Source organism: Streptomyces sp. PTL18, from assembly GCF_059510295.1.
The window spans coordinates 84,492-101,992 of record NZ_JCAJZO010000025.1; the positions used below are offsets into that span (position 1 = coordinate 84,492).

A 17,501-nucleotide genomic window follows, 5' to 3' on the forward strand; every position below is an offset into this window, starting at 1 on the left:
AAGAGAGCACCATGACCACCTCCGCAACGTCATCGGCCCCGGCCGGGACCCTGGATGCGGACGAGCTGACGCTGCTACGCGTAGGTGTCCGCGCCGGGGCCGCCGTCGTCCACCTCCAGCTTGCCTTCGTCCCCGACCCCGGACGCCTCGAATCTGCCTACCGTGCCGCTGCCACGGATCTGCCCGGGCTGCGCAAGGCGCTGACCCTGTGCGAGACCACGCCTGTGTGGCGGTTCCTGGACGAGCCGCCGCCCCTTACCTTTCACGACCTCGGCGATGCACCCGCGGAGTCCCTGACGAAGACCGTCGGCGCGCTGGCCACGGCCTGGGGGAGCGAGGTCACCCAGCTGGATCCCGACCCCGAGACACTGTCGCCGGCCGTACGCCTCGGGCTGATCACCAGTGCCGGTGCCGCCGCCCTCCTGCTGGTCCACAACCCGGCCGCCCTGACCCTGGAGCAGCAAACTCAGGCGCTGGCCACAGTCCTGCACCGCTACCACCAGCACACCGCCGCCGTCTCCCACCGGAACGCAGCCGATCTGACCCTGCCGTCCGCCGTTCCCCCTGTGGCAGTAGCAGAGGTGCAGGAAGGAGCGCAGCAACCCCCGTTCTGGATCACCGAGCCAGCGGACTCAGCCTGCGACACCGCCGCACCCTCGCCGGGCGGCCCGGTCCAGGTTCGAGTGCCGGTCGGCACCGGCCACTCGCTGGCGTCCTTGATCAATGCGCATCTCGCGTCGGTGCGTATGGCCATCGGCCGCCCGGCCCCGAACATCGCCATCCAACTGAGCAGCCGCCACCGCCTGATCGTGACCAGCACCCCTGTGCCGCCGACCGAGAGCACCGGCCGCCTCGACGACGATCAGGCCGGTGCTGGCCGCGCCCTGCTGGCTGCGGAGTCCTCGGCCACCCTCTACGAGATCGCTCGGAGGCTCGGCGTGGGGGACGTCCTGGACACCCAGGTCCTCGTCGACGCACACGGGCCCGCAGCCGACCTGGCCGATCCCGAAACCAGCGAGCTCATCCCGCTGGGAGGAACGACGCTCGGACCGGCCACCACCCACCCGGCGGACGCAACGGTGCTGCTGCACCTGATCCACCGCCCCAGCACCGGAACCACCCACCTGCAGTTGGTCTCTACGCGCTTGAAGCCGGCGCAGATGCGGGCACTGGACGAGGTCCACCAAACCGCCCTGGCACGGCCGCCCCACCCTGCTGAGCCGCGGGGCCTGACGCGGCCGCACGAGAACCTGACGATGGCTGCCTGGCAGGGGCCGCAGCGTGGCTGGGACCTGCACACTCCGCTGCACCGGCTTTTGCAGGACCAGTCACGCCGCACGCCCAGCCACATCGCCGTCCAGGACCCCGACCAGCAGCTGACGTTCCGTGACCTGGACGAACGCGCTGCCCGAGTCGCGGCCCGGCTCGCCCGGCTCGGCATCGGCCCCGGGGCGATCGTCGCAGTCCGGGCGCGCCGGAACGCGGACCTGCTGGTGGCCTTCGTCGCGGTCATGAAGGCCGGAGCCGCCTACCTCCCGCTGGACCCGCTCGCGCCGGAGAGCCGGACTGTGCACATGCTGCATGACGCGAAGGTCACCCTGGTGCTCAGCGACGCCACCTACGCCGCCAGCACCCCAGAAGGCCCGTGGACGGCCTTGGAAATCCGGGACCTGGCCAGTGGCCACACTGATCCCGACGCCCCGACGGAGTTTCCGGACGTCACCGGTGACGACCTGGCCTACGTCATCTACACCTCCGGGTCCACCGGTCTGCCCAAGGGCGTCGAGGTGCCACACCGCGGCCTGGTGAACTACCTGCACTGGTGCATCGAGCAGTACATCGGCGAGCGCACCGGCGGCGGCGCGGTGTTCTCCAGCGTCGCCTACGACATGGTCGTGCCGAACCTCTATGCGCCACTGCTCGCCGGGCAGCGCGTTCTGATAATCCCGGAGAGAGCCGACCTCTTCCAGATCACCGAGACGCTGGCGGAAAATGCTCCGTTCGCATTCTTGAAACTGACCCCCGGACAGCTCGACGCGCTGGCCGAGCTCCTCACCGCGGACCAGGCCAAGGTACTGACCGGCATGCTGGCGGTGGGCGCGGACGCGTTCACGACCCGCACCCTGGCGCACTGGCGCGACCGGGAACCGACCCGGCACGCACGGATCCTGAACGAATATGGGCCCACCGAAGCATCCGTCGGCAACAGCGTCCACACGATCGACGACACCGTCGATCTCGGCGTGGAGCTCGTCCCCATCGGCCGCCCGATCGCTAACACCACCATGTACGTCCTCGACGAGGAGCAGCAGCCGGTTCCCGTCGGTGTCCCAGGCGAGCTGTACATCGGCGGCGCCTGCGTGGTCCGCGGCTACCGCGGCCGGCCAGAGCTGACCGCTGAGAGATTCCTGGCCGACCCCTTCGCTGCCGACCCGGCTGCCCGGATGTACCGCACCGGCGACATCGGCCGCTGGCAGCCCGGCGGGAGCATCGAGTTCCTGGGGCGCCGGGACCAGCAGGTCAAAATCCGCGGATACCGCGTCGAACCCGCCGAGGTCGAGGCCGCGCTGACCAGCCACCCGCAGGTCACCGAGGCCGTCGTCACGGCAGTCGGCAGCCGCCGCGAACTCCTGGCCCTGGCCGGCTACTACGTCGCCACCACGCCGATCGACAGCGGCCAGCTGCGGCAGCACCTGGCCACGCGGCTGCCCGACCACCTGGTCCCCACCCACCTGATCGCCATCCCTGCCGTCCCACTCAACGCCAACGGCAAGGTCGACCGCTCTGCGCTGCCGGCGCCCGGAAACGCCCGGCACCACGGCACCGGACCTGTCGCCGTGGACAACGACATCGGCCAGAAGGTGATCGATGCCCTGGGCCTGAAGCCGGCCGCCGACGCCACGAGTGAGTTGCCCAACACGCTGTCCTGGACGACCGGTGCTGCCCTCGTGCTCGCCCGCACCCTCTCGCTGCCCACCCGGGTCGCTCTGAATGCCGTCGACCGGTCTCCGAGTCTGGGGGAGCTGTGCGTTCACACAGCCGAGGCCCACCAGCTCCACCAACCGGCCGCGCCGACAACACCGGAAGGAGAGGTGAACTGATGCCCGCCCAGTCCGTAAACCGAGACCGGCTCCTGCGCCGCCTCACCGAGCTCGCCCAGATCGGCCGGTCCGAGAGCGGCGGAGTGACCCGCCCCGGCTTCAGCCCTGCGGACCTCGAAGCACGCCGCTACATGGTCCGCGAAGCCGAGAACTCCGGTCTCCCCACCGCCGTGGATGCCGCCGGGAATTTGTGGCTCGGGCCGCGCCCGCACCCCGGCACGACCACGCTGGTTTTGGGCTCACACCTGGACACCGTCGTCGACGCCGGTCCGCTGGACGGGGTCTACGGGGTGGTCTCCGCCCTGGAAGCCGTCGAGAACCTCACCTCCCTCAACCTCCTCGCGCACCCGGTCACCGCGATCGCCTTCGCCAACGAGGAAGGGGCGCTGCACCCACAGCCGTTCTGGGGATCGCTGGCCGCCAGCGGACAGATGGCCACACCCACGGCAGCGCCCACCGCCTATGACGGCACCCTCCTGCGGGACGCGCTCACCCAGGCCGGCGGCAACCTCGACGCCATCGACCAGGCCCGCCTGGACCCGCATCAGCTCCTGGCCTACCTCGAACTGCACATCGAACAGGGCCCGGTCCTGGAACGCGAGCGCATCCCCATCGGCATCGTCGACGCCATCGTGGGACGCGTCCAACTGGAAGTCGAGCTCACAGGCGCGGCCGCCCACGCCGGCACCACCCCGATGCCCGGCCGCTCCGATGCGCTAGCCGCCGCTGCGGAGATCGTCCTCGCTGTCGAAGATCTGCCCGCCGCCGACTGGTGCCAGGTGGCCACCATCGGCCGACTCGAGGCCGCGCCCAACTCGCCGAACACCATCGCTGGCCTCGTGCACCTGACCGTCGATGTGCGCGATGCCGATGAAGCGCGGCTGCACCAGGCGGCTGGCGAGGCCGTGCGCCGAATCGAGAGCATCGCGCAGCGCCGCACGGTGAAGGCCTCGTGTACCCGAGCCGCATCCTCCAAGCCGGTACTCACCGACGCGGCCCTGCGCCGGTCGATCGCCGCGGCGGCCGCCCGGCGCGCGGTGCCGACACTGCCCCTCACCAGCGGAGCAGGGCACGACGCTCAGATGATGGCGGCCATCACCCCCGCCGCAATGATCTTCGTGCCCAGTATCGGTGGCGTCAGCCATGTCCCGCACGAGGACACCAGCCCCGATGACCTGGTCTTGGGCGCACAGATGCTCCAGGACACAGCGCTCGCGCTCACCTCACCCCCGGGGAGCCTTGCATGACTATCCCGCGCACCCTCACCGCACCGACCTCCGTCCCGCTCGCCACCTGGACCGGCCAGCACGCGGACCAGGTAGAGCAGGCGCTCGCCGCCACCGGCGCGGTCCTCCTGCGCGGGTTCACCGTGAGTGGCCCACAGGAGTTCAGGCACGCCGTCCACCCCTTCCTCGGCGACCTCCTGCCTTACGTCCACGGCGCTTCCCCGCGCACACCCGTCACCGACGGCGTCTACACCAGCACCGAATGGGACAGCACCCAGGACATTCCGCCGCACCACGAGCTCGCCTACAGCCCGTTGTGGCCAGCCCGGATCGCGTTCTACTGCGCGCAGCCGCCAGCCCTCGGCCGGGGCGGACAGACTCCGCTCGTCGACGGCCGCACCGTCTTCGCCCGCGTCACCGCCGCCGCGAGCGAGATACCCGACCAGGTCACCTACATCCGCCACCAGATGGGCGCAGAGGGGCCGGGCATCAGCTGGCGGCAGTCGTTCGGCACCGACGACAAGAACGAGGTCAGCCGCTACTGCGCCGAGCACGGCATCGACCACGCATGGCTGCCAGGCGACACGCTGCGCACCGCCCAGAGCCTTCCGACCGCCATCCACCACCCGGTCACTGGCGAGCCGGTGTGGTTCAACCAGATGCACCTATGGCACGCCTCCCAGGGCGGTCCCGACCGCGAGGAGCTGTGGCGGGACCTGTTCGGCGAGCAGATGCCGATGCACGCGCGCACCGGTCTCGGCGCGGAGATCCCCACCGAGCTGCTCACCTTGACCCGTACCGTCCTGCGTGAGGAGGCCCACCAGTTCGACTGGCAACTCGGCGATGTCCTGCTGCTGGACAACATGCTGACCGCCCACGGCCGCCGCGCCTTCCAGGGCGAGCGCACCATCCTGGTCGCGATGGGCGGGCCGGTCGCCGCCGCCGATGTCAAGGCGGTGACGTTCCATGCCTGACCGCGCCCCCGCCGACCTGATCGCCGCGCTGCAGACCGTCGCCCGCGCTCAGCCCGAGGCCTCCGCGCTGCGGCTGCCCGGCGACCGACTGACCTACGGCCAGATGACCGATCACATCCGTGAGTACGCCGAGGCCCTCCGCCGGCAGGGCTTGACCCCGGGTGCACTGGTCGGGGTGGATGTCTCACGGTCCGTGCCCGCGCTCCTGGATCTCCTGGCGGTCATGGCCTGCGGGTGTGCCTACCTTCCGCTCGACCCCGCGCACGACCCGGAGCAGATCACCGGCCGGGCCAAGCCGCACTTCCTCCTCCGCGACGCCGCCCTCGTCCCGTTCGCGCCCGACGAGGCCCCGGTCACCGGCGGCCTCGCCTACGTCATGCCGACCTCCGGCACGGCCGCGGCCTCGAAACTGGTGGAGGTTCCGCACCAAGCGGTCCTGCACAACCTCGCGGCCCTGAACCAGCTCACCGAGATCACCTCCGAGGACCACTGCCTGCTCCTGGCTCCCCTCAGCTTCTCCTCTTCGGTCCGGCAACTCTTCCTGCCCCTGCTCCATGGCGCGAGCGTCGTCGTCGCCGACGAGACGCAGCGACAGGATCCCGACGCCCTGCTCGCGCTCATCGCCACCGAGCACATCACCAGCCTCGACACCGTCCCCTCCCTTCTGGCCCTGCTGGCCGATACCCAGGCACCGGACGCGCTCGCAGCCACCGGCCTGCGCCGGATCATGGCCGCCAGTGAACCCATCCCCGCCGCCCTCGCCCGGCGCTGGACCACGCTGCTGCCCGAGTCGCGGTTCTTCGCGATGTACGGGCTGACCGAGACCGCCGGCATCGTCGCCGCGCATCCAGTGACCGCGTCGGACCTGCCGGAAGACGGCTACCTCCCGATCGGCAACCCGCTGCCCGGCACCCACGTCGCGCTCCACCCGCAGCAGAAGGAGCCCTGTGACAGACGAAGCGAGGTGCTGGCCGTGTCCGGCCCCGGCCTGGCCCGCGGCTACCGCCATCAGCAGGACGAACAGGACACCCGGTTCGTGACCCGGGAGGGCCGCCGCTGGCATCTCACCGGCGACCTCGCCCACGTCGACGAGGCCGGCCGCATCGTGCTGACCGGCCGCGCCGACCGACAGGTCAAGATGGCCGGAAAACTAGTCGACCTGAACGCGGTCGAAACAGCTCTGCGTACCCACCCGGCCGTCCTGGAGGCCGTCGCAGTCCCGCTCACCGCTCCCAACCAGGACCCGCGCATCCACGCCGCCGTCCAGCTGCGCCCCGGACACCTGATCGACAACAGCGCCCACCCGCTGCGCCACCTTGAAGCACAAGTGCACATCCTCGAGGCCAACCCGCCCGAAACCACTCACATGCATGAGGAGATCTACCAGCACCGCGTGTACGAGCGGCACGGCATCGTCGTACCGAGCGACGCCACGATCGTCGATGCCGGAGCGAACATCGGGCTGTTTTCCCTGTCCGTGGCCCAGCGCGCCGCCCGGGTCCTCGCCTTCGAACCGTGCCCGCCCACCTACCAGTTGTGCGCCGCGAACCTGCAGCTGAACGCGGCCGCCACCGTGCAACTCATCGAAGCTGCCCTCGGCAGCCGCAGCGGAACCGCCGAGATCACCTGGTACCCCGGGGCGACTGGGCTGTCCACCCTCCACCCCGACCCCGCTGCCGAAGCAGCCACCTTGCATGCCATCGCCCGCCGCGAAATCGAGACGGGAGCGGTGGACGACGCCGAGGCCTGGCGCGAGCAAGCCGCCGACATCATCGAGGGGAAGCTGCGTGGTCACCTGTTCCCCTGCCGGGTCCTGCGTCTGTCCGAGGTGCTCGATACCGCCGGGGTGAACGAGGTTGACCTGCTGAAGATCGACGTGCAGAAGGCCGAGGCCGACGTCCTCGATGGCATCGACGAGCGCCACTGGCCGCGCATCCACCAGATCGTCGCCGAGGTCCACGACATCGACGGGCGGCTCGCCGACCTTGTACACCAGCTCCACACCCGCGGCTTCCATACGGTCACCGAAGCCGACCCCATGTCACAGGGCGCCGGCCTGCACTACCTGTACGCTCGCCGCCCCGGCTACACCAAAAGCCCCGCCTCACCAGCTGCCACCTCGGGCACGGCCTGTGAGACCGTCCTCCTCGACGAACGCGACCTGGTCACCTGGGTCGACAGCCGCCTGCCGCACTCCCATCGCCCAGCCTCCGTCACCGGACTGGCTCGGATGCCGCGCACCCCCAGCGGAAAACCCGACCGCCGGGCGGTGGCGCGTCTGCTCGCCGCCTCTCCTGCGGCCGCACAGAGCGCAGCCGGCCACCACAACGCCGACGACCCGCAGGTCCAGGCGGTCGCAGCCCTGTGGTCCGAGATCCTCGGCCGCCCAGTTGCCCCGGGGCAGCACTTCTTCCTCAGCGGCGGCACCTCTCTGTCCGCGGCCCGTGTCGTCAGCCGGCTGCGCCGCAGCGGGCATCCACAGCTGGGCGTGCGCGCCCTGTTCGACCACCCCGTCCTCGACGCGTTCTGCGCCGCGCTCACCCGTTCCCAGGAGGACACCGCCCCATGACGGCCTCAGCCACCAACCCGCCGCAGGCCAGGAGCCGCCCGCTCACTGCCGGCCAGCAAGGCATGCTGCTGCAGACCGCCGTGAGCGGACCGGTCGCCCTCAACGTGCCGACCGCCGTCCAGCTGACGGGAGCCCTCGACGTCCCCGCTCTCCAGCGGGCCCTGGACTGCATCGCCGAGCGGCACGACGTGCTGCGCACCACCTTTCCCGCCACCGAGCCGTCATCGCTCGAACCGGACCGGCTGCCCGCACAACTCGTCCACCCGGCGAGCCCGGTGCCGCTGCCCGTGGTCGACCTGCAGCCTGTCCCGGCCGCCGAGAGGCAGGCGGCGGCCCGCAGCATCATCGAAGCCGAGGCCGCGCGCCCCTTCGACGTCGCCGGCGAGCCCGGATTCAAAGTCATGCTGCTGCGCCTGAGCAATGACGAGCACGTGCTGTTCTGGCTGATGAGCCACCTGGTGTGCGACGGCTGGTCGAAGTCAGTCTTCGCCAGGGAACTGTCCGCCCTCTACACCGCCCACATCACCGGCGCCACCGCGGACATCCCGAAACTTTCCGTGGACTTCGGCGACTACGTCACCGAGACCCGAAACCGGCCGCGCATCGCCACGGATCTGGCGTACTGGCGCGAACAGCTGCGCGGTGTCGCAGACCAGCCCCCGTTACTGGCGGCCGAGGAGACCGACAATCTGCCGGGCAGCGCCCGAGAGATCCAAATCCCGTCCGTCGGTGTGTCCCGCAGTCAGCTGCTTGAACTCGCCCAACGCACCGGCTCCACCGAGTTCATCGTGCTGCACGCGGCCTTCGCCGCTGCCATGGGCACCACGCTGGACCGTCAGGACCTGATCGTCAACACGCCGCAAGGCGACCGTCCCACAGCCGACTTCGAGAACCTCATCGGATTCTTCGTCAACGTCCTGCCGATCCGCAGCCGCATTGAGCCCACCACTACCTTCGCCGCCCTGATCGGGCAAGTCCGCGAAGAGGTCATCGACGCGCTCGACCACGCAGACGCACCCATCGCCGAGATCGCCGCGCAACTCGCAGCCGACCACGCCGGCCGCATCGGCCCGCTGACCCAACTCTCCTTCGCCTACGACAATCTCCCCGCCGCCGACCTCAGCCTCCACGCCCTCAGCGCGGCGCCCTGGCCCATCGACCGCGCCGACACCAGGTACCCGTTCGAGCTGCACCTGTGGCCCAGCAACCAGATGATCGCGTGCCGGGCCACCTACCGAGCCGATCAGCTCACCGCCACCACCGCACACCATCTACTCGACCGCTTCCAGGCCGTCCTCACTGCGGCACTCAGCGAACCGGACGCCCCCCTCAGCCAACTTCCGAGCTCCGCGCTCCACGACAACCGACAGCCCGCCAGCCAGATGGCATCGGACGACCTCACCCCAACCGAGCAGCGCCTGGCGGAGGTGTGGACCGAACTGCTGGGCACCGACGACATCAAGAGCGACAGCCACTTCTTCAACATCGGCGGAAGCTCCCTACTCGCGGCACTCCTGGTCGCAGCCATCAGGGAGACCTTCGCCGCGCAGATCCACCCCCGCGACCTCTACCAGGCACCCACCCTGCGAACCCTCGCGGCCCTCATCGATAACCACACCGAGCCGACCACGCCGGTCCAGCACTGACGAAAGGGAAACCGTGACCACCACCGAGCAGACCACCACTGCCCACCCGCGCCTGGCCCGCTACCTCGACGGCTACCAGCGGGTCATCGGCGCCGACATCCCCACCAGCGCCGCCGAACTCCTCCCCGCCCTGAACCGCATGGACTTGCACGACGCCCCGTTCCCGTTCGCCACCGTCGACGACTTCCTGCCCGAGGACCTCTACCGCAGCGTCCTGGCGAACTGGCCCTCGCAGTCCGGCTTCGACCCGGTCGCCCGGTTCGTGGAAGGCCAGCCCAAGGCCTACCTCGGCAACCGCAAAGAGCGCATCATCGAGAACTTCGCGGGCAGCGACGCGCCGATGGCCACCGAGACGTGGAACCGGACTCGCCTGGCGCTCCGCCACCCCGAATTCGTCCGGTCGCTCTTCGAGCGATTCGCAGGCCCCCTGGAGGACCACCTGGGCCTGGAGTCGCTCCAAGACCGGGACCAGCCCAACTTCAAGCTGTACGCCAACCAGGACACCGGCGCCACCGAAGCTCTCGGCGCGCACCTGGACGCCGCCCCGAAGCTGCTGACGATCGTGGTCTACCTCCAACTCGAGGGCGACACCGACGAGACCAGCGTCAACCGCTACGGGACCGCACTGTACGAGTGCCGCGCCGGGGAACACGACTTCCTGAACTTCAGCCCCAACGCCGCGCACCGCACGGCCCACCAGGTGCAGTTCGCCCCGAACCGGGCGTTCATCATGCCCAACTCGCCCGTCTCGCTCCACGGTGTCGCCGGCAGCCAGGACGGTGTCCTGCGCAAGACCCTGATGACCGGCTACTGGGCCAACAAGCAGTGATCCCGTCGGCAGCCCTGGGGGTGCTGCTCGCGGGCCCCGGCAACTGCCGGCGCCATTAACCGGCCTACCAGCGCAGGATCGAGGATCCAGGTGACACAGCCACGCACACTGTCAGCTCCGCAGGAAGCCATCCTCGAAGCCGGCATCAACCATCCGGACCCCGCCGCCTACACCATGGTCAACGCGATCATCGTCGACGGTGTCCCAGCGAAGGCGCTGCGGCAAGCCGCGACTGATACCGCAGCCCGGCACGACGCCCTGCACTGGATCCTCAACCTCGACGACCGCTACCGCATCAGCGCCAGCGCCGGGCTGGGCCCGGCCCTGGTACCCGTCGAAGAGACCGACCTGCGCTCTCTCGATCCTGCCGACTCCATCACGACGGTCGAAGCCTGGATGGCCACCCATCGGGCCGCCGCCTACGACCTCTGGGGCAGCGGCCCCCGCATCCGCTTCGCCCTTTTCCACCTCCCTGACACCCCCTCCGGCCCCAGCACCGTCTGCGCACTGACGACGCACCACCTGTACACCGACGAGCACACACTCCAACTGCTGTGGAGCGAGATCGTGCGTCGCGCCAGTACCCAGCCAAGCTCGACACCCACCAGCCCCGACCTGCGCTACAGCAGGTGGGCCGAGGCCAGCACCAGTCCCGCGGCGGCCACCAGCGCGCGCACGGCCGCCGAAGCCGTCGCGCAGCGCTGCAAAGCACACGAAACCCGCCCCTACCCCGAGTACCTCGACCGGCCACCGGCCCCAGACGCCTACGGCCAACAGACTCGAGCTCTCGGCCCCGTGGACACCGCCGAGGTGTCTGCGCGTCTGAGCGTCGGCCCAGCCGCGGCATACGTCGCAGCCGTCGCCCAGGCCGTGGCCGAGCAAACCGGGCACGGACGCATCGTGCTGCACGTGCCGATGAGCCTGCGACGGACAGCCGCAGAGGCCAGCATCGTCGGCTGCTTCGTCGCCTCCGCCCTCCTGCCCATTCGTGTCGAACCCACCGGCGACCGCCTCATTCAGCACTGTCAACAGGCACTCGACTTCGCCTCCGATCACGCCCATGCGCGACCGGGGCTGCTCAGCCGCTCCGTCGGACGGCCGCAGATCTCGCTGGCCATCGAGCAGCCAGCCACTGCCCGGCGGCTGGGCGCGGTGACCTGGAGCAGCTTCGCCGCACCGAACGCAGGACCGAAACACCCGCTGAGCCTGCAACTGTCCGCCTCGGCCACCGGCCCAGGACGCCTGCGGGCGTCCTGGACACCCGCCACCCTCACCCAAAAACAGGTCAGTGACCTGCTGGAACGCACCACTGACCACCTGAACCGCCTGATCGCGAAGGGATGAGAGCACGCTCATGGACCGGACCGACATGCGGCAGGACCCGTCCGCAGACGACCTCGCGTGGCTGCTGGACGCCTGCGCGGCCATCACCGACCAGCCCATCGACGCGGAGGCCAACCTGTTCGAACAGGGCCTGACCAGCCTCGGCGTGGTCAGACTCTCCGGCGCGATCCAGCGCCGTCACGGCTTGCGCCTGGGGGCCGTCGACCTCTACGACCACCCCACTGTTACGCAACTGTCCGTGTTGATCGCGGGCCGGAAGGAATCCGGTGTCTGAGCTCGTGGTGCACCCGGCACAGATGTTCCTGCTCGCGGCCCGGCGACTCGGCCATCCGACGCCGAACTCGGGTCGGATCTTCCGTCTGGACGGGCCCCTCGACCAGGACCGGCTTGCTGAGGCCTACCGCGCCGCCGTCCAAGAACACGACGCGTTGCGACTGCACCTGTCCGATCGAGACACCTGGCGGACGGGCGCCCAAGCCCGCATCGATGTACGGCTCGTCGACCAGCGGCGGAGCGGACGACCCGTCGAGCCGACGATGAAGGCCATCCTCGACGACTTCCACCAAGAACTCGGCCGCCGCTATGACCTTGCTCACGGCCTGATCGGCCACATCACTGTGCACCGCGTCGCCGAACACACCTGGGTGGTCACCGAGATCATCGACCATGCCTTCGCGGACGGCCGCTCCATGAAGCTGCTGTTCAACACCGTGGCCGCGATCTATCGGGGCGACAGCCACAGCCGACCAGGTTCCTTCGCCCGAGCCCTCGCAGCCCAGGCTCCCGACGAAGCGGTCGGCATCTACTGGCGCAACCGCTATGCAGATTTCACCGCTGCTCCGCAGACCAGACTCTTGGCCGATCCGGAGCCAGTGCAGACCGTGCCCCGGCTCCGTCTGCATCTGGCACCCCCTCAGACAGCCGCCCTCGCCCGCGCCGCACGGGCATCGCGCGCGACGGTGCCCGCTGTCCTGCTGGCGGCCAATGCCCACACCACGGCCCGCCTCCAGGGAACCGGCGACCTGAGTATCCACGTGGCCGTCGACACGCGCACCGACGAGCACCTCGACACCGTCGGCCAGTTCGCTCACGTGCTCCCGCTCCGGCTGACCATGCCCTGGAGCTCCCGACTGCAGGAATACATCCGGGTGACGCATCGCGCGATCCTGGAGGCACGCGACCACGTCATGGTGACCCCCGACCAGTTGCACGCCGCCGGAGCCCCCACTCTGGCAGTCCCCGGCGCCACCGCGTTCGTGATGCAGGCGGTCGCCCCACCCGGTGACCCATCCCTGCCCGGCGTCACCCTCTCCCCGATCACGGCCGAGAGCACGCCCCAAGGCGCGGCGCTCAGCACCGTCGTGCGCACGCTGGACGACGGATCCACAACCGTCGAGCTGATCGGCCGCGCCGCCGACCCGCTCGCCGCTGGCCTCGACCGGTGGGCCAGCACCTTCCGTCAGTTCCTCCACACGCTCGTTGAAGAGCCAGACACCGTGCTCTGCTCCGACCAACTGCTCAGCCCGACAGACCGCTCCAGCGTCCAGGCCCTGGCCACCCCGGCACCCGGCCACACCGGTCCGCCGCTACACGAAGCCGCGGTCCGGCAACTGAGCCGGACCGACCGGACCGTCATCCTGGACACGGACACCGCCTGCACCGGCCCGCAACTGCTCAGGCTGTCCACCACCACCGCTGAGACGCTGCAGCAAGCGGGCGCGAGGAAGGGAAGCGAGGTACTCGTCGGCGGCCTCCGTCTCGCCGACCGAGCCGCGGCCTGGCTGGCCTGCCTGCAACTGCGCTGCACCTACATCCCCTACGACGGCGACACACCACCCGACCGTCCCGCCGCGCTGCGTCTGGACCTCGACGGCGTCCACCCCGCATTGCTTCCTCCCAGTGCGGATCAGGACGGCTTGCCAGACCCGCCCGCCTACGTGATCCACACCTCCGGGTCCACCGGCAAACCGAAGGGCGTCGCCGTCGGACTGGCTGCGCTCACCAACCTCATCCACGGAGAACAGGACCGGTTCGGCATCGACACCACCAGCCGCGTGCTGCTGGTCGCCCCACCGACCGTCGACCCCTGGATCTGCCACGTGACCACGGCGCTGGTCCTGGGAGCGACCCTGATCCAGGGCGACCCCATCGGAACCATGCCGCTGACCGAACAGTTGCGGCACCACCGCATCACCCACGTGTTTCTCCCGGCCGGCCTACTCCGAAGCCTCGATGCCGAGGTGCACCTGCCCGATCTGAGGATGATCGCCTCCGCCGGGGACGGCTGCCGCAGCACCGACCTCGACCGGTTAGCCCCCGCCCGCACATTCAACATCTACGGGCCCACCGAAGCGACCGTTACCGCGACCGTCCATGAGGTCACCCGCGGAGTAGGCGACCCAGTGCCCATCGGCTGGCCCATCCGCGGTCTGGCTGCCCGAATTGTCATCGACCGGGCAGCCACTGCCCCTCCCGGAACCCCCGGCGAGTTGGCGCTGACCGGCATCGGCCTCGCCGAGGGCTACCTGGACCAGCGCGACCTGACCGCCGATGCCTTTCACCCACTGCCGGACACCGCAGGCCGCTGGTACTTCACCGGCGACCGAGCCCTGCACACCGCCGCCGGACTGGTCCACCTCGGCCGCACCGACCGCCAGGTCAAGATCCGCGGCCACCGAGTGGAACTGGATGCCCTTGAGAACCACGCCACCCGCACCGGCCTATGCACAGCCGCACGTGCCCTGACGCACCGCCACGACGACGTAGTACGGCTGCTGCTCTTCGTGGAGGGCTGCCCCGACGTCCAGCAACTGACGGCTCAGCTTCGGCAGGTGCTGCCGCCGACCCACTGGCCTCACCATGTCCACTGGGTCGTCCGGCTCCCCACCCGCCCCACCGGAAAGCCCGACGACGACGCGCTCGTTGGACTCGCCACACCACCAGCACCCGCATCCGCCCGGCTCGGCGCCGACGACACGGTGATCGGACAACTCTGGCGTGAACTGCTGGGGACCACGCCAACACCGGACAACCACTTCTTCCACGACGGGGGAGATTCCCTCACCGTCCTGCACCTGGTGACCCGACTGCGTCAGGCCGGACTCCAGCTCACCCCCGCCGACGTGTACAACGCCCCCTACTACCGCGACCTCGAGCACCACCTCGCCCGCGCCCGCGCCCAGAGCACTGCCCGGCACACGAGCCCGCGGTTTCCGCTCACCCCTACCGGCCGGTGGATGCACCAGCTGAAGATCCCCGCCTGGAGGCGGTGGACCCTGCGCCACAGCATCGCCTTTGACCGTATGCCCCCGGCGGCGCAGCTCGCCTCCGCATTGGAACACCTCGTCGAGAGCACTCCGGCGCTGCGCTGCCACACCGACTGGTGCGAGCAAACCCTAAGCGTGGCCTCCCCGTACCAGCCGCTCGTCGCCGCCGTGGCCGAGAGCGCCTCAGATCGGGACCTGCGACAGACGCTGGCCAGGGCTCAGCGCGCTGTGGACCCGGTCACCGGACGCATGCTCGCCGCGGTCGCAGTCCATCGGGACGACGGATCGGGACGCCTCGTCCTCTTGGGGCACCACCTTGCCGTCGACCCCTGGTCCTGGGCCGTGATCGGCCGACGGCTGGCTCTCACCCTGGACGGTGCCAGCCTTTCCGAGGACCACGCATACCAGCAACTCGCCGAGCTGACCGAGCAGCAGACCGCAGCCGGTCACTTCGACGCCGAGACTGGGCTATGGCACGCGGCACTGGCAGGGGGGATCACCGCGCCCCAAACCCCGCTCGTTTCCCGGCTGCGGCAGACCAGCATCACATTGCCGCCCCTGAGCGAACTCACCCGGCGCTGGCAAAGCAGCCCGGCCGTGTACCTCCTCGCCGCGACCGGGAAGGCGCTGGGGCACCACAACGGCGGACAGCCCACCGTCATCGACCTGGAACGCAACGGGCGCAGCCATCCCGAGCTGGATCTGAGCGACGCTGTCGGCTGGTTCGGACTCCATCATCCCGTCCTCGCGCCCAACCTGCCCACGGCCGAGGCGATTGAGCACTTGGTGCTGGAGCTTGCCGACGTCCCGGATCAGGGCGCAGGCTACGGCGCCCTACGCTGGAGCGGCCGGGCCGACTTCGGATCGGCGGTCGGCCACATAGCCGTCGACATCCAGGACGCCGGCGCAGCACCGGACGCACTGGACCACCGAATCCAGGCGCTTGCCCCCACCAACCCGGCGCTGCTCACCCCGTACCCCCTCGCGCTGACCTTCCGTGCTGGTGCGGGGGCCACGACCGCAACCCTGCGACACGGCGGCAGCACCTCCCCCCAGGAAGCCACGAGCATCCTCGAATCCATCAAAACGGCCTTCCAACCGAAACAGGAGAGGGTCGCCCAAGCCACCGCCCCGAAGCACACACGCTCGACCGGGCGACCTCGTCGCGCGCTGCAGGCCCCGGCCGGCGCCATGCAGCAGCTGATGCTCCAGTTCGCCGCCCTCGGCCCGCAGACAGGGATCTACCTGCCCCGTCAGCTCCTTCACCTCGACATACCCGCAGGTGAGCAAGCCAGATTCCTCCAGCGGCTCGAAGAGTGGCTAGGAGGGCTGGACATCCTCCACCGCCGGTTCCACACCGACTCCAGCACTGGCGCTCTCACCCAGCGATGGCTACCGAGTGCCGGGCCACACCTGCGGGCCGAACCCGGAGACGGGGACGCGGCCTGCTCCTGGATGACTGGGCCCGACCACCTGGATGTTCGACAAGCCCGCTATGGAGGCCCACTCGCCACCCTGATGGCCTTCACCGGCAGCCACGGCCTGTTCCTGGGGATGGAGACCCATCACGCACTCGTGGACGGCCACAGCAATCGGCACTTCCTCCACCAGCTCACGCTACTCGCGGCAGGCAGCCCTCTCCCACCCGGCCCGCCTGCCGCCCCGGTCCTACGGCACCTGGGGAGCGAAGCAGCCGCCGGTGCCGCAGCGCACCCATTGCCGCAGCTCACCTGGACTCCGAAGCAGCCCAATGAGCACCACACAACGATCCCCGCGCAAACCGTACGCGCGTGCCGCGCCCGTGCTGCGGCGCAGGGCACCAACCTCCGGGCCTGTCTGGCCGCGCTGACCGGGCTAGCCGTCACAGCAGGCGAGAACGTGACGCTCTACCTCGTTGCCAACGGGCGAGACAACGCGATCGCGCACGCCAACGACGCCTGGGGCATGTTCTGGTACTTCACCCCAGTACCGCTGCACCCCGGCGACGACCCCGCCCAACTCCAACAGCGGGTGTACGCCAGCGAGGCTGCGCCGTTCCCCGACATCCGCGCAGCCGCATTGTCCTGGCGGCAGTGGAACCCCGATGCGGCGATCTCCTTCAACTACGTCAGCGCGCCGCGCACTGCAGACGGTGCGCACCAGGTGACGGTCATGCAGTCCAGGGACCGCTTCCACTGGCCCCGGCAAATCACCGCGGTCCTCCGCGAGGACGACCAGGTTGATCTCATGCTGTGCACCCTCGACGGCTCATCCGCAGCCCCCCTGCTCGAGCGCGCCGGGGAGAGCCTGCGGCAGTACGCGGCCGGGACACCCAAGCGACCCGGGCCAGACCCATACCTGGGCGCGTAGCTCCAGCTGACGTTGGCGCGGGCTTCAGCCCTGATCTGTGCGCGGCGAACAGCGTAGTGACCGCTCAGCCGATCAGCACGGACCTTGTGCCCCGAGCCATTCAGTAGAGGGCCGGTCACGCTCCCAAGCCCTCTGACCCCATCTGGAGGATTCATGCCCATCCGAGGCCCGCAAAGCGGCCAGGGCCGTGGCACTGT

At 69.9% G+C, this 17,501-nt stretch carries 9 protein-coding genes; all 9 read left to right on the forward strand.

Translation table 11 applies throughout. From position 1 onward, the window contains the following. The first annotated feature begins 11 nt into the window (after positions 1-11). The gene (locus tag AC5WS8_RS32300; protein ID WP_496107065.1) at positions 12-3,101 is read left to right on the forward strand and encodes an amino acid adenylation domain-containing protein; all 3,090 of its coding nucleotides are present in this window, start codon (positions 12-14) and stop codon (positions 3,099-3,101) included. Next, a complete protein-coding gene (locus AC5WS8_RS32305) occupies positions 3,101-4,348 on the forward strand; it encodes a Zn-dependent hydrolase (RefSeq protein ID WP_496107066.1) in 1,248 nt (415 codons plus the stop codon). The genes AC5WS8_RS32300 and AC5WS8_RS32305 overlap by 1 nt, the downstream gene beginning before the upstream one ends. Continuing rightward, the gene (locus tag AC5WS8_RS32310; RefSeq protein WP_496107067.1) at positions 4,345-5,301 is read left to right on the forward strand and encodes a TauD/TfdA family dioxygenase; all 957 of its coding nucleotides are present in this window, start codon (positions 4,345-4,347) and stop codon (positions 5,299-5,301) included. The genes AC5WS8_RS32305 and AC5WS8_RS32310 overlap by 4 nt, the downstream gene beginning before the upstream one ends. Continuing rightward, positions 5,294-7,870 (forward strand): FkbM family methyltransferase, encoded by a 2,577-nt coding sequence (locus AC5WS8_RS32315; protein ID WP_496107068.1) that lies wholly within the window; start codon positions 5,294-5,296, stop codon positions 7,868-7,870. The genes AC5WS8_RS32310 and AC5WS8_RS32315 overlap by 8 nt, the downstream gene beginning before the upstream one ends. After that, a complete protein-coding gene (locus AC5WS8_RS32320) occupies positions 7,867-9,516 on the forward strand; it encodes a condensation domain-containing protein (RefSeq protein WP_496107069.1) in 1,650 nt (549 codons plus the stop codon). The genes AC5WS8_RS32315 and AC5WS8_RS32320 overlap by 4 nt, the downstream gene beginning before the upstream one ends. Positions 9,517-9,529: 13 nt before the next feature. Next, positions 9,530-10,345: a hypothetical protein gene (locus tag AC5WS8_RS32325; protein WP_366906775.1), complete on the forward strand. Its 816-nt coding sequence runs from the start codon at positions 9,530-9,532 to the stop codon at positions 10,343-10,345. Positions 10,346-10,435: 90 nt separating this feature from the next. Beyond that, positions 10,436-11,689 (forward strand): condensation domain-containing protein, encoded by a 1,254-nt coding sequence (locus AC5WS8_RS32330; RefSeq protein WP_496107070.1) that lies wholly within the window; start codon positions 10,436-10,438, stop codon positions 11,687-11,689. A 10-nt stretch (positions 11,690-11,699) separates the two neighbouring features. Beyond that, positions 11,700-11,963, forward strand: coding sequence for an acyl carrier protein (locus AC5WS8_RS32335; RefSeq protein WP_496107071.1), 264 nt, complete (start codon positions 11,700-11,702; stop codon positions 11,961-11,963). After that, entirely contained in the window at positions 11,956-17,304 is a 5,349-nt protein-coding gene (locus AC5WS8_RS32340) for a condensation domain-containing protein (protein ID WP_496107072.1), read from the forward strand. Before AC5WS8_RS32335 ends, AC5WS8_RS32340 begins: the two co-directional genes overlap by 8 nt. The last annotated feature ends 197 nt before the right edge of the window (positions 17,305-17,501 follow it).